The organism is Erwinia amylovora (assembly GCF_017161565.1).
GTDB lineage: Bacteria > Pseudomonadota > Gammaproteobacteria > Enterobacterales > Enterobacteriaceae > Erwinia > Erwinia amylovora.
This window is the reverse complement of record NZ_CP066796.1, coordinates 1549899-1569743: the sequence shown is the minus strand read 5'-3', so window position 1 is coordinate 1569743 and position 19845 is coordinate 1549899. Positions and strand designations below refer to the sequence as shown.

The window sequence follows — 19845 nt, the reverse complement described above, 5'->3', positions numbered from 1 at the left end:
AAGGTAACTTTTTTTTTGCACGCAGGAGCAATAAATTCCCTTGCGTATTAAACAGAAAACCGCTTTGTTTCTGATAATTGGGAGGTAACGAGCCGGTAGTTTTTGCCAGCAGAAATAAGCTTCCTTACCGCTCCTTTTTCAGCGCGGGCAGAGGGTCAAACCGCGCCAGGCTGTCAGATTTATGACTGACGATTGCATGAGATTTCACCCCGCCGGACCAGCACCGTTTAGCAGACAGGGGTGGCTCTGCTGCTTGTGTATCAAGTCCTGGTGGTGTGACCGCGTCGCGCATAAAGTGGGCTATGATTAATGATTATGCTGCAATTTTCCTGTGGCCCCCATTACGAGGTATCGCCCATGCCCACATTGCAGGACCCTTTAATTATTGTCACCGACCTTGACGGCTCCTTGCTCGATCATCACACCTATAGCTGGCAGCCGGCCGAAACCTGGCTGAAACGCTTACGGGCGCATCAGATACCGCTGGTCATCTGCTCCAGCAAAACTGCCGCAGAAATCGTTCCTCTTCAGCAAAAACTGGGCATCAGCGATGAACCCTTTATCGCCGAGAACGGGGCAGTCATTCAGTGGAAAAGTGCCGATTCCGCCACCGCAATTAAGGAATATGGCGAGATTGACTATGCCATGCTGTGCCGAAGGCTTCTGCTGTTGAAACAAGAGTTTGGCTTCAAATTCACAGGATTTTCCGACGTAAGTCAGCAACAGGTTGCCGACTGGACGGGGCTGACGCCACACAATGCGGCCCTTGCCAAGACCCGTGAGGCCTCCGAGAGCATTATCTGGCGCGACAGCACGGAAAAGTTCGCGCTCTTTCAGCAGCAGCTGGCAACACAGGGGCTGACGCTGGTAGAAGGCGGTCGCTTCTGGCACGTCATGCGAAGCGGTTGCGGTAAGGCCGAAGCGCTGCATTTGCTGCTGCAAAACAGGGGGCAAGAGTCTCGCCCGATCACTATCGGGCTTGGCGACGGTCCCAATGATGCCGCCATGCTCGACGCCGTCGACTATGCAGTGGTGATTAAAGGCTATAGTAAGCACCCCATCGTCTTGCAACGCCATGATAAAAATCATGTTTATCATACCGCGCACTTTGGCCCCCAAGGCTGGAGCGACGGGCTGGATCATTTTATCACTCACTAAGTTGAGATGTCCTTATCAGGGGAAGACGATGAGCGATTTCTATCAGAACGGCATTATCACTAATTTTCATAATCTGACCGGACGCTCAGTAGAAGCGTTAGAGAAAGAACTGGTCCGTTTCTCACGTAAGCGCAAGATGGGGTTAATCTTGCCCTCGTTGTTTTCAGAACTGGAAGGCCCTGCACTTAGCCAGATCGTAGATGAGCTGGCAAAAGTGCCTTACCTGGCGGAAATTGTTATCGGACTCGATCGTGCCGACCGCGAGCAGTTTCTGCATGCGCGCGAGTTTTTTTCGCGCCTGCCACAACGTCATCGTATTTTGTGGAATGATGGTCCGCGCCTGAAAGCGCTGGATGCCGAGCTTGATAAGGAAGGATTGTCACCGACGCAGCCGGGCAAAGGGCGTAACGTCTGGTTTTGCACCGGTTATACCCTCGCCTCAGACAAATCGAACTGCGTGGCCCTGCATGACTGCGATATTGTTACCTATGAACGTGGCATGCTGGCGCGCCTGCTTTATCCGCTGGCTAATCCGGGATTCCAATATGAATTCTGTAAAGGCTTCTATGCACGCGTGGCGGACAATAAACTGAACGGACGCGTAGGACGACTGCTGGTCGGGCCACTGCTGCGTTCATTACAGCAGGTTTACGGCCGCTCCGACTATCTTGAATACTTATCCAGCTTCCGCTACCCGCTGTCCGGGGAGTTTGCCATGCGCACCCACGTCCTCAACGGGATTAAAATCCCTGGCGACTGGGGGCTGGAGATCGGCGTGCTGTCAGAGATATACCGTAATTACACCACAAGACAAAGTTGTCAGGTGGAAATTGCCGACAACTACGACCACAAGCATCAGCCGCTGGCGGAAGAAGACGGCACCGGCGGGTTATTGCGCATGAGCAACGATATTGTGCAGTCACTGCTGCGCAAGATGGCAACCATGGGGGTTAATATCACCAGCGACTCTTTCCGCGTTCTCAAGGCTACCTATTATCGTAATGCCCTGGATATGATGGAGATTTACAACCATGAAGCCACAATGAACGGGTTGGAATTCGACCAACATACCGAAGAAGCGGCGGTCGAAATGTTCACTCAGGCGATTTTGGATGCCGGGCAGTCTTTTATCGAGCGACCCAATGAAAAGCCGTTCATTCCAAGCTGGAGCCGGGTGCAGTCAGCTTTCCCTGATATCCTGCAACGCGTCTATCAGGCGGTGGAAGATGATAACAGCGGGGACGTCTGACGCACGAATGCTTCAGGCCATGCGTTAAAGGCAATACCCTCGTGCTGTCGCTTGAACAGAACAGCCCGTTTTCAACAATGAAACGTTAAGACAGGTCGCAACCGACAACTCGCGGCAAAATACGGGTATACTTTGGTGAGCCGAATCGGGCCCCCCGGCATGCCGGGGTCAACGATCCCCTTTTGTTAAGAGACCGTTTAACTGAATATGCCAGAACTCTACCGATATGACCTGCCGTCCAGAGCAGGTGACCAGCGCCAGCTGGGGCAACTGATCGGCGCAGCCTGCGCCGTTGAATGTGCCGAAATAGCAGAACGACATCACGGCCCGGTGATGCTTATTGCCCAGGATATGCAAAATGCTCTGCGCCTTCAGGATGAAATCCAACAGTTCACCGACCAGCCGGTGATGGCGCTGGCGGACTGGGAAACCCTGCCCTTCGACAGTTTCTCGCCCCATCAGGAGATCATTTCCTCCCGGCTTTCCACCCTCTATCAGCTTCCGACGCTGGCAAGCGGCATATTGATCCTGCCGGTGAATACGCTGATGCAGCGCGTCTGCCCGCACAATTTCCTGCATGGTCACGCGCTGATGATGCAGAAGGGGCAAAAACTGTCGCGTGATAAACTGCGTTCCCAGCTGGAACAGGCTGGCTACCGCAGCGTGGACCAGGTGATGGCGCACGGCGAGTTTGCCACCCGTGGCGCATTGCTGGATCTCTATCCGATGGGCAGCGAACGCCCCTACCGCATCGACTTTTTTGATGATGAAATCGATAGCCTGCGCCTGTTCGACGTCGACAGCCAGCGCACTCAGGAAGAGGTGGCGGCAATCAACCTGTTGCCGGCCCACGAATTCCCGACTGATAAAAACGCCATTGAGCTGTTCCGCAGCCAGTGGCGTGAACACTTCGACGTCCGGCGTGAGGCCGAGCATATCTATCAGCAGGTGAGCAAAGGCACGCTGCCTGCCGGGATTGAATACTGGCAGCCGCTGTTTTTTGAACAGCCGTTACAGCCATTGTTCCGCTATCTGCCCGCCAACACCCTGCTGGTGATTTCAGGCGATTTGGAATCCAGCGCCGGGCGTTTCTGGCATGACGTTAACGCCCGCTATGAAAACCGCCGTGTCGACCCGATGCGCCCGTTATTACCCCCCACTTCCCTGTGGTTACGCAGCGATGAACTGTTTAGTGAGCTGAAGCAGTGGCCGCGCATCCAGCTGAAAACCGATCTGTTGGCCGCGAAAAGCGGCAATACTAATCTCGATTATCACGCGTTGCCGGATTTGGCGGTACAGGCCCAGGCCAAAACCCCGCTGGATGCGCTGCGCCGCTTTCTGGAATCCTTCAATGGCCCGGTGGTGTTTTCGGTGGAAAGCGAAGGCCGCCGCGAAGCCTTGCAGGAGCTGCTGGCACGCATCAAGCTGAAGCCAGCCGCCATCCACTCGCTGTTGCAGGCGCGGGAACCGGGTCATTACCTGTTAATCGGTGCCAGCGAGCATGGTTTTATTGACGGATTACGCAACCGTGCGCTGATTTGTGAAAGCGATCTGTTAGGTGAGCGCGTCAGCCGTCGTCGTCAGGACAGTCGCCGCACCATCAATCCGGACGTATTAATTCGTAATCTGGCCGAGCTGCATCCCGGCCAGCCGGTGGTACATCTGGAACATGGCGTCGGGCGCTATATCGGCATGACCACGCTGGAAACCGGCGGCATAAAGGCAGAATACCTGATGCTGGCCTATGCCGGGGATGCCAAACTGTACGTCCCGGTATCGTCACTCCATTTGATCAGCCGCTATGCCGGGGGCGCGGAAGAGAACGCCCCGTTGCACAAGCTGGGCAGCGACGCCTGGTCGCGCGCCCGCCAGAAGGCGGCGGAGAAAGTGCGCGATGTGGCCGCAGAGCTGCTGGATATCTACGCGCAGCGTGCGGCGAAAACGGGCTTTGCATTTAAACATGATAAACAGCAGTACCAGCTGTTTTGTGAAAGTTTTCCGTTTGAAACCACCGTCGACCAGGCACAGGCGATCAATGCCGTGCTGAGCGATATGTGCCAGCCGCTGGCAATGGATCGTCTGGTATGCGGTGACGTTGGCTTTGGTAAAACCGAAGTCGCCATGCGCGCCGCCTTTCTGGCGGTAGAAAACCACAAGCAGGTGGCGGTGCTGGTGCCCACTACCCTGCTGGCACAGCAGCACTACGACAACTTCCGCGATCGCTTTGCCAACTGGCCGGTGCGTATTGAGATGATGTCACGCTTCCGAACGGCTAAAGAGCAGGCACAGGTGCTGGCAGACGCACAGGAAGGAAAAGTTGATATTCTCATCGGCACCCATAAGCTGTTGCAGAATGACATCAAATTGCGCGATCTCGGCCTGCTGATTGTCGATGAAGAGCACCGCTTTGGCGTGCGGCATAAAGAGCGCATTAAGGCGATGCGCGCGGACGTCGATATTCTTACCCTGACCGCTACGCCGATCCCACGTACCCTGAATATGGCGATGAGCGGGATGCGCGATTTGTCGATCATCGCTACGCCTCCGGCGCGCCGGCTGGCGGTAAAAACCTTCGTACGCGAATATGATGATTTGGCAGTGCGCGAAGCCATTCTGCGTGAGGTACTGCGCGGCGGCCAGGTTTACTATCTGTATAACGATGTCGAAAATATTGAGAAGGCGACCCAAAGGCTGTCCGAACTGGTGCCGGAAGCCAGGGTGGCTCTTGGACACGGTCAGATGCGCGAGCGCGAGCTGGAACGGGTGATGAATGATTTCCACCACCAGCGCTTTAACGTGCTGGTGTGTACTACTATTATCGAAACCGGTATTGATATTCCAACCGCAAACACCATCATTATTGAGCGCGCCGACCGCTTCGGCCTGGCACAGCTGCACCAGCTGCGTGGCCGCGTCGGACGTTCTCACCATCAGGCTTATGCCTGGCTGCTGACGCCACATCCTAAAGCGATGACCACCGATGCGCATAAACGTCTTGAGGCCATCGCCTCGCTGGAGGATCTGGGGGCTGGGTTTGCTCTCGCTACGCACGATCTGGAGATCCGTGGCGCCGGAGAATTGCTGGGTGAGGGTCAGAGCGGCCAGATGGAAACCATCGGCTTCTCACTGTATATGGAGCTGTTGGAAAACGCCGTCGATGCGCTGAAAGAAGGGCGTGAACCTTCGCTCGAAGATTTGACCAATAGTCAGACCGATATTGAGCTGCGTATGCCGTCGCTGCTGCCGGATGATTATGTCCCCGACGTCAATACCCGCCTGTCGTTTTATAAGCGTATTGCCAGCGCCTCGCAGAGCCGCGAGCTGGATGCCCTTAAGGTGGAGCTGATTGACCGTTTCGGCCTGTTGCCGGATGCAGCCCGCAATCTGCTGGATATCGCCGCGCTGCGTCTGGCGGCGAAAAAGCTCGGCGTACGCCGTGTAGAAGCCAGCGAGAAAGGCGGGTTTGTCGAATTTGCCGAGAAAAACAACGTTGATCCCGCGTGGTTGATCGGCCTTTTACAGCGGGAACCGCAACACTGGCGCCTTGATGGACCAACCCGCATCAGGTTTATGCGTGACCTGACAGAACGCAAAGTGCGCATGAAATGGGTCAGTGAGTTTATTGAAATGATGGTTGAACACGCCAGCGCTTAAGCGGCTGAAGATGGGGGCCGGAGCGGGATTGCGGCCCCCGGGGGCATATCAGCCATGACAAATTTGGACATACTTCGCTACTTATCGATAAAAAAAGGGGCCGTGGTGGCCCCTTCAGCAATGATGCGAAATCAAGCTTTATTGCCCAACATCAGCTGACCATTGCCGTCCAGCGGTATTCGCGTACCGGGATCGTTATCCATGCGGATCTTGCCCTGCTGGTCACCGATCTTATAGGTAACGTCATATCCCTGGATTTTTTCCTGTTTGTCATACACGGTTTTACACCGCTGCTGGGTGGTGGTGTAGGTATCTCTTTCTTGCAAAGCTCCCTGCGCCTGGTTGCCACCGTAGCCACCCGCCAGTGCGCCTGCTACCGTGGCCACATCACGACCACGCCCGCCACCAAACTGGTGCCCCAGTACACCACCTGCAACCGCTCCCAGAACTGAGCCAGCGATACGATTTTCATCCTGTACCGGGCGACGATGAGTCAGCGTGACGTTATGGCACTCCTGACGTGGATTCTTCAGCGTCTGTTTAATCTCAGTAGCCGAAAGCACCTGCGCATACTGTGGTGTGCTGTGGAACACATTCATACTGGCAACGGCAGCGACGCCTAAAGCTGCCGCTACGCCAATGCCTACACCCGCTAACATAGATTTATTCACAGGAAAACCTCCCGACAAAGTGACCGCGCATTCTCGCCCTATGCCATCCTGTGGCAGCTACGGCATACTCGGCGTGCGCGAAGCGCCGTGGTAATTAAGCGAATTTTGCGCTGTGTAAGCGTAGGTGACTATCAGAATTTTGGAAGAAAAACGCTTCACGGCCATAAGTAAAAGCTTTTAAGAGTGTTCTTATCTGTAGGCCAGACAGGGCCAGACATAAGAACGGCTTATCACAGCACGAAAAAAAGTTGCGCGGATAAGCCGTTCAGGGATCATTTAATTGCCAGACAGGCGATTAAACATCAATGCAGCTTAAGACGTGGGCGGATCACCCGGTTAATACTGCCGACCAGCATCATCAACCCGGTTTTGAAATAGCCATGCAGGGCAACCTGGTGCATGCGATACAGTGAGATATAAACCAGACGCGCAATGCGCCCTTCCACCATCATTGAACCGCGCATCAGGTTACCCATCAGGCTACCCACGGTGCTGAAGCGTGAGAGCGAGACCAGAGATCCGTGATCTTTGTAAACATACTGACTTTGCGGCTGGCCATTGATATCTGCCAGAATGTTAGACAGCACGCGGGACGCCATCTGATGAGCAGACTGCGCACGCGGTGGAACAAATCCGCCAGAAGGCAGCGCACAGGAAGCGCAATCACCAATGGCATAAATGTTGGCGTCGCGGGTGGTTTGCAACGTTGGTTGCACTACCAGCTGATTGATCCGGTTGGTTTCCAGTCCGCCGAGGTCTTTTACAAAGTCGGGTGCCTTGATACCGGCCGCCCACACCATCAGGTCAGCCTGAATGAATTCACCAGACTTGGTATGCAGGCCACCTTTTTCAGCGCTGGTGACCATCGTTCGCGTCAGTACACGCACGCCAATTTTGCGCAGTTCATTGTGTGCCGCACTGGAAATACGCGGCGGTAATGCAGGAAGAATACGCTCACCAGCTTCGACCAGCGTCACGTTCAGCGCCTGTTTGTCCAGCCCTTTATAGCCGTAGCTGTGCAGCTGTTTAACCGCATTATGCAGTTCGGCAGACAGTTCAACTCCGGTTGCTCCCGCGCCCACGATGGCAATATTAACCTTTTCCTGCTTACCTTCACTGGCGGAGAATTTCAAAAACAGGTTGAGCATTTCATTGTGGAAACGACGTGCCTGATGCGGGTTATCAAGGAAGATACAGTTGTCCTTTACTCCCGGCGTACCGAAGTCGTTGGACGTACTGCCCAGCGCCATCACCAGAGTGTCATATTCCAGTTCTCGTTGAGGAACCAGAACATCGCCCTGTCCGTCAAGGATTTCTGCCAGCTGCAATCGGTTATTCTCGCGGTCCAGATCGGTCAGCGTGCCAAGCTGGAAATTGAACCCGTGCTTGTGGGCATGTGCCAGATAGCTCAGACCATCGATGCCTTCATCAAGTGAGCCGGTAGCCACCTCGTGCAGTAACGGTTTCCACAAATGGCTATGGTTACGGTCCACCAGTGTGATCTGCGCTTTCTTTTTACGTCCCAGCTTGTGGCCAAGCTGAGTAGCCAGTTCCAGGCCTCCGGCACCCCCGCCGACGATAACAATTTTCTTCATAGGTGTTGTCAAACGACCCTCTTAAAAGTGAACCAATCGTTAATGAAAGGTTAATAAAATAACCTTAATTAACATAGGGTTGGCGATATCAATTCGCGAGCTGGGGTCAGGATAACACGGGGGAATTCATCTGTTCCATGAAAATTGATGCTGGTCAATTTTTACCGTTTAACCGGAAAATTTCAGCGGGGTAAGCTCTTGTTAAATCAGTTGTAGTCCTCTTTGCTTTGATGGCAGCCTGCGGCGACATTTTCCCAGACATTAATGTGCCCGTCGCCCTTAATCAGGAATGTTACCCGCCGCACCGACCCCTTGCCGGCCGGAATGTCGGTTAATGTCGCCGCTGCTGGCGCTAAAGGAATTGCTTATCTGCCTGTACAAGGCCGGAGCGGCAATAAGCCGTTTCTGAGGGCATATCCCGCCAGCATAGTCTGGCGACGGCATTTCACCCTAGCCCCGGCCGCCAGTATTGAACCGCCAGCGGAGGCCATGTTAGCGCACACGGAATCAACCCCCGACGTTTTCAGGGCAGATGCTGCGGGATAACCTCTGAAATACTAGTATATAAAGAAATCACCCTTCATATATATTTGCGCGTTCCTTTGAGTATAAACTTCAAGTTCCTCTCCACTGCCAGAAAAACCAAAAATGGATATTCCTGCAAAGTGTTTAATCCTGACCTGGTTTTTAGCGCTATATTGTTTAGCTGCTACCGTGCCTTCTATACCACAGGCACATGCCAGACAACAACCGCCGGAAACCGCGATGGATTGATGAATTTCCTTCGGCGTTAAATAAATCATCGATATATCACAGTTTTCATTTCCCTGACTAATAATGGCGACCTTAGGCAGAGTTATCGAGTTTGCAATATCACTCTCCGTCATTAAGGAGCCGTCGCTATTCTTCAGCCGCATCATTATTCCGGCCTTAATCCTGATAGAATTGACCCTTTCAAGGAGATGATCCATCGCGGCCAGTTTCTGTTTTCCTTCATCTCCGTTAATTCCCAGTGAATCGGCATGGATAATAACCATCGGCATGACCGCATCAATACATGTCACGGCCACATCATCTATCACATCAGTTTTCTTCCCGGTTGGGAATAAGCTTCCGGTGACAGCGCCGGCCGGATCTTTGAATGACATGTCAACCTTGGGGTATTCGTTTTCAATTCCTGGCAGCCGGCAGGTATCCAGTCCCCCATTCTGGCGGTAAATTTTACAATAAATATCTTTTCGGGTATTGGTATTGCGGATATGAATGGTTCCGTTTACGACTAACTGGTCGACAATGCCCATATCTTCAAGCACCAGCGGGATCGACGATGTCATATTGCCGCAGTTAACTCTCCACGAGATGGTCGGGCTGGTTGATTCCAGTTGTAAGAAGGTACTGGTCACAACCTTTTGTTCTTTATCAATATCGATAATGAAGGCTTTATTGCTGGTGCTTTTACCTTTACCGATCCCTTCTGTTTGAAAGGGATCGGGCTTTTGGCTTTCCATCCTCGGCGCCCCAAAGATACGTCTCATGACTTTATTTATCTCTTCTTTTTCTTCAGGCAAATTCTCTTTGAGAATGACAACACCCGATGAAGTTCCGCCACGGACGTAATATAGAGGTATTTTTTTCATCTTTTCCATTTGGACAATTCTTATTTACAATTCTTGTACGGGATCCAGGTCTGCGCCAGAAAACGGGATACACTTTTTTCACAAGTTTATTTGTGAGAGGTAAGGAAAAATCTTCCTTATTAAGATTATTCTAATTTATAAGTTATCGGGTTTTCTGATTTCGGCCACAGGGAGGTTGCAGGTATTCACGTTCGACAAATTTCACATGAATCCTGCATGATATGTGTTGTGAAAAACGGTTTAGTTCCACACGCTTATTAAGGAGAATAAATACGGGTGAGAGCAGGCAGCCGCCTTTCTTCGCGACCGCCTGCCAGTCATGCTGGCAGGGATAAATCAGCAGGTCGGCACAACCTGCGGCTGCGTTTTGCCAATCCGCTGTACCGACTGAAGAACGTGAGACGCCAGAAGTTAGCTGCCCGCATCCGCTTTATGGGCCAGCCAGCGATCCTGTAGCCGGGCCAGCGCGGCGCTGGTTTCCTTCCAGCGCGGTGAGTCGATAAGCTGCTGGCGGGTAACTTTCCCCCGGTGGAACAGCCGGGCAGCCCTTGCAGACGCCATCGCTGGCAGGTTATCCAGCACGCTTACCGCGCCAGGCCTGTTGTTGCACACCAGGATCATATCGCATCCGGCTTCCAGCGCGGACCGGGCGCGTTCGGGGTAGCTGCCCATAATCGCTGCGCCTTCCATTGACAGATCGTCGGAGAAAATCACGCCATCATAGCCCAGCTCCTGACGCAGCACGCTTTTTAACCAGTGCGGGGAGCCGCTGGCAGGACGCGGGTCCACCTGCGTATAGATAACGTGGGCGGGCATAATGGCATCCAGCGCCTGTTCCGCTATCAGCTGCTGAAAAATCGGCATATCTTGCTGGCGGATCTCCGCTTCGCTGCGCGTGTCACGCGGCGTCTCTTTGTGCGAATCGGCACTGACGGCACCATGCCCGGGGAAATGCTTGCCGGTCGTTTTCATGCCGGCGTCACGCATTCCGCGAATAAAGCAGCGGGCCATTTGCAACGCTACGGCCGGATCTTGATGGAAGGAGCGCTCGCCGATAGCAGCGCTGCCGTGACCAATGTCCAGTACCGGAGCAAAGCTGATATCAATATCCATGGCGATCATCTCTGACGCCATCAGCCAGCCGGCCTGCTGTGCCAGTTTTTCAGCCTCAGGCGACGGGTTAAGCGCCGCAAACGCCTGCATTGCAGGCAGCCGGGAAAATCCCTGACGAAAGCGCTGCACGCGGCCGCCTTCCTGATCCACCGCCACCAGCAGACGATGACGCGATGCGCTGCGGATCTGGCGCACCAGCTCGCGCAGCTGCACCGGATCGTGATAGTTGCGGCTGAACAGGATCAGTCCACCCGTCAGCGGATGCTGTAAAATTTCACGCTCTTCCGCATCCAGCTCGCAACCGAGCACGTCTAACATTACCGGTCCCACAATTCACCTCTTAGCCTGTTACCCGCTGCCAGCCTGCTGCCGCCAGCGTATGAAAATGTTGTTCGCCGCTTTGTTGCCAGCGCAGTTCGTACCAGCTGGTTGCCAGCAGCTCCAGCCACGGCCGCCAGCGCGCCACCTGCTGATGCAGCCGCTGTTCATTGATATGCTGCAGCCGACTGTAAGCGGCTATCAGCCGCTGCCGATGTGCATTATCCAACGCGTTTGCGCTAATTATCGCCGCCAGCTCCAGCGCCACATCCCCATCACCGGCGTATTCCCAGTCAATCAGCCTGAGCCTGTCACCGTCAGCCAGCAGATTAGCACCGTGGATATCCATGTGCAGCACGGCAAGACGTAACGGCCGTGGTTCCCGCAAACGCTGGCAGCGCTGTAATGCGCGCAGCCAGTGGGAATTGCGTCGCCGTACATCGCTCCGCTGCCAGTAACTTAGCAACAGCGGCAGCAGCTGCAACCGATAGCCGGTTAACGGCATGCGGTGCAGTTTAACCACTTCGTCAACCGCATCCTCCATCCTGGCGTCCAGCTGCATCGGCGTGAGCGGCTCCCCGGGCTGCCAGCCCAGTAACAGCCAGTGGCGGTTGCGTCCGTAGACGCGCGGCGCACGATCGCTGCCGGCCAGCTTGCGCAACAGCCGGTATTCACGCTGTCGGTCAACCCCGGGCATCATCACGCGAGGCGCCACTCTCCGGGCCACCAGATCGCTGCCTGGCAGTGATACTTTGACGCTGAAGCCGCTCAACCCGTTGAGAGGTATAAAAGAAGCGCCAGCAGATGCCGCCGGAAAATGTTGCGCCAGCAAATGCTGCAGCGCGGGATCAGTGCACGACTGCACCGCTGCCCGACCAGATGATTTCCCCAGTCTGCACCAGCATCAGCTGCAATTGCAGAGACGGCGACTTAATATCCCCTTCGGCATTGCTGTACAGCACATACTGCGCCCCAACATAGCGCGCAAGCCCGATGGCTTTACTGCGCGAAACCAGACTGTCGTCTGCCGACAGCCCCAGGGTTTGCCTGGCAGCCGCCAGCTGCTGCGGGGTGACAAGGCTAAACTGGCCGTTGTTCTCCAGCGAATTTAGCAGGGCGGCGGTCGCTTTGGCGCTTTGCAAACTGCCGTTGGTGCTGTTTTTAACGTTATCGACCAGCAGCACATTACCCGCATTGATACCGTCCGCTTTCAGCATCTGCCCCACCAGTGGAGATACGGTTGCTGACCAGTTGAGAGGCTGCATTTTTGGCGGCGGCGGCACATTCTGCCCCGGTTCCGCTTTGGGTGGCTGCGGGACATTAACCGGCGGCGTGACAGGTTCCACCGGGGCAGCTGGCTGGGGCTGTTGTTGCTGATTGATACATCCGCTCAGAACCAGTGCCAATAGCAGCACGCCTGAGCGCCTTATTCTTATCCAGCTCATTGGATAACTCCTTACAAATACAAGTAGAGACGAACTTTGCTCGCCGTAAGATTACCGGTTTGAGATGAAATTTCGGCTTTACCCCGTGCGGGCACCACAACAGTATGCGGCTGCTCAAAAGGCAAAATTTCCAGTCCCTTATCATCATACCAGTAGAAGCGGTAACTGACCTGAACCGGTTTTTCCTGCTGGTTAGACAGCACCGTTGACGCACGTTGCTGCCCTTTCGTCTCTTCAATCCGGGGTGCAGTAGTGGTGATCCCGGCCGACAACACTGCTGACTCCATGACCAAAGGCTGTGAGGTATCGATGGTAGTGCGATCGCTACTGCACCCGCTTAATACCGTCAGCAGCGTGATGGCAACGAAACTTGACCGCATAGAATGATTTCCGTGTTGGTGGACGTTCAGGATGTCAGCATAGGACCTAATGGGCGGCCGCCGACGAGGTGCAGGTGAATATGGTAAACCTCCTGCCCGCCGTGCTGATTACAGTTCATGATCAGGCGGTAGCCATCCTGAGCAATACCCTGATCCCTGGCAATTTTCGCCGCCACGGTAATCATCCTGCCCAGCGCGGCTTCATGGCCTGCGACCACGTCGTTTGAGGTCGGGATTAACAGATTGGGGACGATGAGAATATGTGTCGGAGCCTGTGGGGCGATATCGCGGAATGCGGTGACCAGTTCATCCTGATATACAATGTCAGCCGGAACTTCACGACGGATGATTTTGCTAAAAATAGTTTCTTCAGCCATGCCTGCTATCCTTCAGCTGTGAATTAAGTCCACGCAGTATGAGCGAGAAATTCGTGTTGTTTCAACCTGCAAGTGATTTTTCTTTCATCTTTATCGCCGCTTGGCCGTGGATCCCACCCCGTTATCGGCAGCAGGCACGCTGTTCTGCTGCCGTCCGCGCTGCTTCACACCCGCAAGCAGCCAAAAAAAAGGGGAGCTTCCGCTCCCCCGTGGGTTAACCTTGCGCAGCGCTTTAATGGTTGCGGATATAATCATCCATATCAGTTTTCAGGTTATCGGATTTAGTACCGAAGATAGCCTGAACGCCGGAACCAGCAACCACAACGCCGGCAGCGCCGAGCTGCTTAAGACCCGCCTGGTCCACTTTCGCCACGTCTGCCACGCTGACGCGCAAACGTGTGATACAGGCATCCAGGTTGGTGATGTTGTCCTTGCCGCCAAATGCGACGACCAGGCTGGCAGCCATGTCACTGGCTGAACCGACCGCCTGCTCGTTAGTCGACTCTTCACGGCCGGGGGTTTTCAGATTCAGTTTAGCGATCAGTACACGGAAAATGGTGTAGTAAACCACCCCGTAGATGATACCCACTAGCGGGAACAGCCAGATTTTGCTGCTGTTACCGCTCAGAACCACAAAGTCGATCAAACCGTGGGAAAAGCTGGTTCCGTCGCGCATGCCCAGCAGAATGCAAATTGGGAACGCGAGGCCTGCCAGAATAGCGTGAATGGCGTACAGGATCGGTGCCACGAACATAAAGGAGAATTCAATCGGTTCGGTGATACCGGTCAGAAATGAGGTCAGCGCAGCGGAGATCATGATACCGCCGACTTTGGCGCGGTTCTCAGGTTTTGCCGAATGCCAGATGGCAATCGCCGCAGCCGGCAAACCGTACATTTTGAACAGGAAGCCGCCTGACAGTTTACCGGCGGTAGGGTCACCAGCCATATAGCGAGGAATATCGCCGTGGAAGACCTGGCCTGCTGCATTGGTGTACTCACCAATCTGCATCTGGAAAGGCACGTTCCAGATGTGATGCAGGCCGAATGGCACCAGTGAACGTTCCACCAGGCCATAGATGCCGAATGCCACGACCGGGTTTTGATACGCCGCCCATTGAGAGAACGTTTGGATCGCCGTACCCACCGGAGGCCAGATAAAGGAGAGGACGACACCAAGGAAAATTGCCGTCATACCCGAGATAATTGGTACGAAACGTTTACCCGCAAAAAAGCCCAGATATTCAGGCAGTGTGATGCGATAGAAACGGTTAAACATATAGGCAGCGATGGAACCGGCAATAATGCCACCCAGAACGCCGGTGTCCGCCAGATGCTTAGCGGCAATTTCTGCTGCCGGCATGTGCAGTACCAGCGGTGCAACTACCGCCATGGTTTTAACCATAATCCCGTATGCCACGACCGCTGCCAACGCCGAAACACCATCATTATTGGTGAAGCCCAGCGCCACCCCGATAGCAAAAATCAGTGGCATATTGGTAAATACCGAGCCACCGGCTTCCGCCATCACTTGCGATACTACCGCAGGCAGCCAGCTAAAGTTGGCAGAACCAACGCCCAGCAAAATACCCGCAATCGGCAGTACCGATACGGGTAACATCAGCGATTTACCGACCTTCTGCAGGTTTGCAAATGCATTTTTGAACATAGTGTAAAGCTCCTGAGTATGAGTGCTTTTTACGCGCGATGATCGATCACTGCGCGTGACAAAGGGGGAGGATCCTTTGCATGTGGAGCGCTTTGCGCTCTCGGTATTTATTACGAAGAGTAAAATAAATCTGAAAAAATTTGTTTGATGGCTATCACGTTTCATCGAACGCGCGCTGTTTATCTGCTACTAAATAGTTATAAGTGCGCGTTTTCACGCAATAAAAAGCACAGCGCCACGTTTCAGCGCCGCACTTTACGACTTTTATCTGGTAAATTCGAGAAATAAAATTACGCTCGGTGGTCAGTCCATCAGGCGCGACATCGGCACATGGAATAGACGCGAGAAGTTCTCCGTCGTCGCCTGTGCCATCTGTGCTATGGTCACTCCCTTTACCACTGCCATATATTCAGCGACATCACGAGTATAGGCTGGCTGGTTCTCCTTACCCCGATGGGGGACAGGAGCCAGATACGGCGAGTCGGTCTCCACCAGCATACGATCGAGCGGCACATAGCGCGCAGCTTCCCGGATTTGTTCAGCATTGCGGAAAGTCGCTATGCCGGAAAACGAGATATAAAAGCCCATATCGAGTAGCTTTTCAGCGGTCTGGCGATCTTCGGTAAAGCAGTGCAGCACGCCGCTACAGCTCTCTGCCTGTTCTTCTCTCAGGATCGCCAGCGTGTCATCACGCGCTTCACGCGTGTGGACAATCACCGGTTTATTCAGTTCGCGCCCGATGCGGATATGCTCGCGGAATGATGCCTGCTGGCGCGCCATGGTTTCTTTCTGATAGAAGTAGTCCAGCCCGGTTTCTCCCATCGCCACCACCCGTGGGTCAGCGGCCAGCTGGCGCAGCTCGGAAAAGTCATACCCCTCTTCCTGATTGAGCGGATGCACCCCGCATGAGTAAGCCACATTCGGCCGCTCGCCAATCAGTTCGACCATCGCCTTATAACCCGGCAGGGTTGTGGCGACCGCCAGCATAAATTTCACATCACGCGCCGCCGCTTTCGCCAGCACGTCAGACACATCCCGATGCAGGGTTTCATAATTCAAACCATCGAGATGACAGTGGGAATCTACTAAAAACATTCTGTTTACTCTTTAAATGTGGAATCGACCAATAGCGGTTTAACCCTGGTTTCCCAGGCTAGCAGCTGTTCCGTTAGCAACAGTTCGCGGTTAACTGACGCCACCGTCAACAGCCGGTCGCGACAGACCATCCACTGGTGCAGGCTGGCATCAAGCACGCTGGCCGGTAACAGGCTGGCGAGGCGGATAACCACCGCCTGCTGATCAATATTGCTGATAAACAGCCCCCCACCCTGCTGCCATTTCACTGCATCAACCAGCAGGGAACACAGCCAGGCAATACGCCGTGCCACATCATCATGATTTAACACTGGCAGTAAGCTCAGCAGATCGTCGTACAGCGCAGCAGGAAGCGCCTGACACACCTGCAGGCGCTGCTGCCAGTGTTTATCATCCAGAAAAGCCAGTGCCGCTGCGGGCGCCCCGGCCGACAGCCGCAGCGCGGCGCGACGCTCATCAATGCCTGCAACACAGTGTTTCTGTAGCCATTGCAAGCCTTGCCGCTCTTCCGGCGGCGCCAGATGCCATAACAGGCAGCGGCTGCGCAGCGTAGGCAGCAGGCGAGAGGGTTGACGACTGCTCAGTAAAAACCAGGTATTTTTCGGCGGCTCTTCGAGGGTTTTCAACAGCGCATTAGCGGCCGCTTCAGTAAGCTGCTGCGCATCCGGCAGCCAGACTACTTTTGCACCTCCCTGCTGTGCATGATGGTAAAGCTTATCCGTTACGCCGCGCACCGCATCGATACCCAGGGCGTTTTTGCCCTTATCGGCTTCCAACCGATACCAGTCAGGGTGATTACCGGCCAGCATCAGCTGACAGGCATGACACTTACCGCAGCTTTTCAGCCCCTGCGGCTGGCGGCACATCAGCCAGCGCCCGATGCCCCAGATTAACGCGTCGTCCCCCATGCCGGGCAGAGCCTGAATCAGCAGTGCATGATGGCCGCGCTGCGCCAGGTGCTGCGCGATAATCTGCCGATAACTGTGGTTGAGCCACGGGTACCAGTTCATTTCTGTTCCTGTAACCACTGGTTCAGCGTCTGTTGCAGGGCAGCGGTCACTTGTGCCAGCGGCTGTGTGGCATCCACGGTTTTGATACGGCTGTCGGCCGACGCCAGGGCGAGGTAACGGTCACGCGTTCGGGTGAAGAAGTTGAGCGACTCCTGTTCGATGCGGTCCAGTTCTCCACGCGCACGCGCACGTTGCAAGCCCAGCTCCGGGGTTACATCAAGGTATAACGTCAGGTGCGGGGCAAAATCACCCAGTACCGCCTGTTTAAGGCAGCTCATCAGCTCGCTGCTCATGCCACGCCCCCCGCCCTGATAAGCCTGGGAAGAAAGGTCGTGCCGATCCCCTATCACCCATGCCCCACGCGCCAGCGCCGGTTTGATCACATTTTCCACCAGCTGGACGCGTGCGGCATACAGCATCAGTAGCTCCGCCCGATCCGTTACCCGTTCACCCACCATCCCCTGCTTAATCAAGTCGCGCAGTTTTTCCGCCAGCGGCGTACCGCCTGGCTCGCGGGTAAAGACAATATCGTTTATGCCGTGGCGTTGTAGCACGCCGACCACCGCATCACGCGCTGTGGTCTTCCCTGCCCCTTCCAGGCCTTCGATAACAATAAACTTACCGTTCATTCTTTTCCTTCTGCGCAAGGCGATATAGCTGTACAGCTTTATGGTGACTGGCGAGGTTAGTGGTAAAAGTATGCCCGCCTTTACCATCGGCGACAAAATAGAGAAAGTCAGTCTGCTCCGGGTGCGCAGCCGCTTGCAGCGAAGCTCCGGACGGCATGGCAATTGGCGCTGGTGGCAAGCCACCGATCACATAGGTATTGAAAGCCGACGGCGTTTCCAGATTTTTGCGCGTCAGTGTGCCCTGGTAGCTGTCACCCATGCCGTAAATGACCGTCGGGTCAGTTTGCAGGCGCATTCCCAGCCGTAATCGATTGATAAACACCGAGGCCACCTTGCCACGTTCGGCACTTATCGCCGTCTCTTTCTCTATGATCGATGCCATTGTCAGCATATCATTTTTGTCTTTGTACGGCAGATTAGCCGCTTTCCCCTGCCATTGATCATCAACCTGCTTTTTCATACGCGCGAAAGCGCGTTTCAGCAGCGCCACGTCGGTTGTGTTGGCCGTATAAAGATAAGTATCAGGATAAAACCAGCCTTCCCCTCCCTGCTGTTCACCACTGAGTTTCAGCGCGGCAGCCACGGTCGCCAGTTTGTCATCCGCCAGAGTATGGCTAAGGTAAGGTGCGCTGCGAAGCTGGCTAAGCCACTCCTGCATACGGGTACCTTCAACAAAGCGCAGTGGAAACTGGGCTTCTTTACCGCTGGCCAGCAATTTCAGCATCTCACGCACATGCATTTGTGGCGTAAAGCGGTAGGTTCCGGCCTTAAATCTGGCCAGTTCAGGCTCCAGCTTGAGCAATATACCGAACCACGGGGTACTGCTGATAATGTGCTGCGACTCCAGCCCGGCCTCCAGCGCCACACGACCTGCACCGGCGGGAAGCGTGAAGATAGTTTCACCATCAATCGTTAAAGGAGAATCGGCAAACTGCCGTGTTTGCCAGTAGCCATACGCGATAATCAGCACCGCTGCCGCCAGCAGCGTCAGCACGAACTTTTTGCATTTAGTCATCATTTTCCACGTCATTCACCATCGGATTGAGCAGGTTAAACAGCTGTCGCGAAGCATAATGCCAGCGTTCGGCCTGATAAACCGGCAGAAGCGGCATCAGTGCGTTAGTTATCAGCACTTCTTCTGCCGCTGCCAGTGCATCAACACCGGCACGTACTTCGCTCAGGGTAAAACCAAGTTGTACGACCAGCTTTATCACCCGCTGGCGCTGAATACCGTTCACTCCACTGCTGCTTAAATCAGGGGTAAACACCTGCTGCCCCACGCGCCAGAATAAATTAGCCGCACAGCATTCCACCAGCACAGCGTCACTGTCAAGCACCAGCGCCTCATCGGCACCGGTGTGTTCAAGCTCCGTGCGGATCAAGACTTGCTCAAGGCGGTTAAGGTGTTTGATGCCGGCCAGCTGGGGGTTTTTACCCAGCCGAATCGAACTCAAGGCCAGCCGGGCGCCCTGCTGGCGCAGCTGGTGATAATGTGCAGGGTAAGCAGAAAGTGAGATGATACGTGCGGGCTGCTGACACCCCTCGGCGCTGTAGCCACGCCCACCGCTGCCACGGGTGAGAATGGCTTTCAACACGCCATCATTGCAGCTGGCTGCGGCCTGCACCATCTCCGTTCCCAGCGCCATCCAGTCCACTCCGCTAATCATCAGTCGCTCACAACCCTGCTGTAAACGTTGCAGATGCGCCGCCAGCCGCTGGACGCGGCCTTGCTGCACGCGCGCAGTTGTGAAGCAGCCATCACCGAACTGGACAGCACGATCGCCGGCTTCAATAGTGTTCCGCGCTTCACCGTTTACCCACATCATGCTCACTCTCCGTTATCGTTTT

The 19845-nt window shown here is 54.6% G+C and carries 17 protein-coding genes; 3 read left to right on the top strand and 14 right to left on the bottom strand.

The annotated features are described in order from the left end of the window. The first annotated feature begins 357 nt into the window (after positions 1-357). From JGC47_RS07305 to mfd, 3 genes are all read left to right on the top strand, one after another. Complete coding sequence (locus JGC47_RS07305) at positions 358-1158, top strand: mannosyl-3-phosphoglycerate phosphatase-related protein (RefSeq protein ID WP_004157152.1); 801 nt, start codon at positions 358-360, stop codon at positions 1156-1158. A 28-nt stretch (positions 1159-1186) separates the two neighbouring features. Continuing rightward, a complete protein-coding gene (locus JGC47_RS07300) occupies positions 1187-2407 on the top strand; it encodes a glycosyltransferase family protein (RefSeq protein WP_004157151.1) in 1221 nt (406 codons plus the stop codon). 207 nt (positions 2408-2614) lie between these two features. After that, positions 2615-6061 carry a transcription-repair coupling factor gene (mfd, locus tag JGC47_RS07295; protein ID WP_004157149.1) on the top strand — a complete coding sequence of 1149 codons (3447 nt, stop codon included), beginning with the start codon at positions 2615-2617 and terminating at the stop codon, positions 6059-6061. Positions 6062-6192: 131 nt separating this feature from the next. Here the strand turns inward: mfd and JGC47_RS07290 are convergent, their stop codons facing one another. The 14 genes from JGC47_RS07290 to pabC form a co-directional block, all read right to left on the bottom strand. Continuing rightward, a complete protein-coding gene (locus JGC47_RS07290; RefSeq protein ID WP_004157148.1) occupies positions 6193-6732 on the bottom strand; it encodes a glycine zipper 2TM domain-containing protein in 540 nt (179 codons plus the stop codon). A 302-nt stretch (positions 6733-7034) separates the two neighbouring features. Next, complete coding sequence (locus tag JGC47_RS07285) at positions 7035-8339, bottom strand: NAD(P)/FAD-dependent oxidoreductase (protein WP_004157147.1); 1305 nt, start codon at positions 8337-8339, stop codon at positions 7035-7037. A gap of 545 nt (positions 8340-8884) precedes the next feature. Continuing rightward, a complete protein-coding gene (locus JGC47_RS07280; protein WP_004162055.1) occupies positions 8885-9973 on the bottom strand; it encodes a PrpF domain-containing protein in 1089 nt (362 codons plus the stop codon). Positions 9974-10375: 402 nt separating this feature from the next. Next, a complete protein-coding gene (gene nagZ / locus JGC47_RS07275) occupies positions 10376-11395 on the bottom strand; it encodes a beta-N-acetylhexosaminidase (RefSeq protein ID WP_004157142.1) in 1020 nt (339 codons plus the stop codon). A gap of 22 nt (positions 11396-11417) precedes the next feature. After that, complete coding sequence (gene thiK / locus JGC47_RS07270; protein WP_004157141.1) at positions 11418-12260, bottom strand: thiamine kinase; 843 nt, start codon at positions 12258-12260, stop codon at positions 11418-11420. Next, positions 12244-12840, bottom strand: a complete 597-nt coding sequence (gene lpoB, locus JGC47_RS07265; RefSeq protein ID WP_004157139.1) for a penicillin-binding protein activator LpoB — start codon at positions 12838-12840, stop codon at positions 12244-12246. The genes thiK and lpoB overlap by 17 nt, the downstream gene beginning before the upstream one ends. 11 nt (positions 12841-12851) lie before the next feature. Continuing rightward, positions 12852-13220: a YcfL family putative periplasmic lipoprotein gene (locus JGC47_RS07260; RefSeq protein ID WP_004157138.1), complete on the bottom strand. Its 369-nt coding sequence runs from the start codon at positions 13218-13220 to the stop codon at positions 12852-12854. Positions 13221-13246: 26 nt separating this feature from the next. Further along, positions 13247-13597: a purine nucleoside phosphoramidase gene (gene hinT, locus JGC47_RS07255; protein WP_004157136.1), complete on the bottom strand. Its 351-nt coding sequence runs from the start codon at positions 13595-13597 to the stop codon at positions 13247-13249. Between the two features lie 232 nt (positions 13598-13829). Continuing rightward, positions 13830-15263 (bottom strand): PTS glucose transporter subunit IIBC, encoded by a 1434-nt coding sequence (gene ptsG, locus JGC47_RS07250; protein ID WP_004157132.1) that lies wholly within the window; start codon positions 15261-15263, stop codon positions 13830-13832. Positions 15264-15566: 303 nt separating this feature from the next. After that, a complete protein-coding gene (locus JGC47_RS07245; protein ID WP_004157131.1) occupies positions 15567-16358 on the bottom strand; it encodes a metal-dependent hydrolase in 792 nt (263 codons plus the stop codon). Between the two features lie 5 nt (positions 16359-16363). Then, positions 16364-17368 (bottom strand): DNA polymerase III subunit delta', encoded by a 1005-nt coding sequence (gene holB / locus JGC47_RS07240; RefSeq protein ID WP_004157129.1) that lies wholly within the window; start codon positions 17366-17368, stop codon positions 16364-16366. After that, positions 17365-17997: a dTMP kinase gene (gene tmk, locus JGC47_RS07235; RefSeq protein WP_004157127.1), complete on the bottom strand. Its 633-nt coding sequence runs from the start codon at positions 17995-17997 to the stop codon at positions 17365-17367. The genes holB and tmk overlap by 4 nt, the downstream gene beginning before the upstream one ends. After that, entirely contained in the window at positions 17987-19012 is a 1026-nt protein-coding gene (mltG, locus tag JGC47_RS07230; protein ID WP_013035988.1) for an endolytic transglycosylase MltG, read from the bottom strand. The genes tmk and mltG overlap by 11 nt, the downstream gene beginning before the upstream one ends. Next, positions 19005-19823, bottom strand: coding sequence for an aminodeoxychorismate lyase (gene pabC, locus JGC47_RS07225; RefSeq protein WP_004157123.1), 819 nt, complete (start codon positions 19821-19823; stop codon positions 19005-19007). Before pabC ends, mltG begins: the two co-directional genes overlap by 8 nt. Between the last annotated feature and the right edge of the window lie 22 nt (positions 19824-19845).

Excerpts from the sequence above, each read along its gene's own strand:
- JGC47_RS07305 (WP_004157152.1), top strand. The coding sequence starts at position 358 with ATGCCCACATTGCAGGACCCTTTAATTATTGTCACCGACCTTGACGGC.
- JGC47_RS07300 (WP_004157151.1), top strand. The coding sequence starts at position 1,187 with ATGAGCGATTTCTATCAGAACGGCATTATCACTAATTTTCATAATCTG.
- mfd (WP_004157149.1), top strand. The coding sequence starts at position 2,615 with ATGCCAGAACTCTACCGATATGACCTGCCGTCCAGAGCAGGTGACCAG.
- JGC47_RS07280 (WP_004162055.1), bottom strand. The coding sequence starts at position 9,973 with ATGGAAAAGATGAAAAAAATACCTCTATATTACGTCCGTGGCGGAACT.
- nagZ (WP_004157142.1), bottom strand. The coding sequence starts at position 11,395 with ATGTTAGACGTGCTCGGTTGCGAGCTGGATGCGGAAGAGCGTGAAATT.
- lpoB (WP_004157139.1), bottom strand. The coding sequence starts at position 12,840 with ATGAGCTGGATAAGAATAAGGCGCTCAGGCGTGCTGCTATTGGCACTG.
- JGC47_RS07260 (WP_004157138.1), bottom strand. The coding sequence starts at position 13,220 with ATGCGGTCAAGTTTCGTTGCCATCACGCTGCTGACGGTATTAAGCGGG.
- hinT (WP_004157136.1), bottom strand. The coding sequence starts at position 13,597 with ATGGCTGAAGAAACTATTTTTAGCAAAATCATCCGTCGTGAAGTTCCG.
- ptsG (WP_004157132.1), bottom strand. The coding sequence starts at position 15,263 with ATGTTCAAAAATGCATTTGCAAACCTGCAGAAGGTCGGTAAATCGCTG.
- JGC47_RS07245 (WP_004157131.1), bottom strand. The coding sequence starts at position 16,358 with ATGTTTTTAGTAGATTCCCACTGTCATCTCGATGGTTTGAATTATGAA.
- holB (WP_004157129.1), bottom strand. The coding sequence starts at position 17,368 with ATGAACTGGTACCCGTGGCTCAACCACAGTTATCGGCAGATTATCGCG.
- tmk (WP_004157127.1), bottom strand. The coding sequence starts at position 17,997 with ATGAACGGTAAGTTTATTGTTATCGAAGGCCTGGAAGGGGCAGGGAAG.
- mltG (WP_013035988.1), bottom strand. The coding sequence starts at position 19,012 with ATGACTAAATGCAAAAAGTTCGTGCTGACGCTGCTGGCGGCAGCGGTG.
- pabC (WP_004157123.1), bottom strand. The coding sequence starts at position 19,823 with ATGATGTGGGTAAACGGTGAAGCGCGGAACACTATTGAAGCCGGCGAT.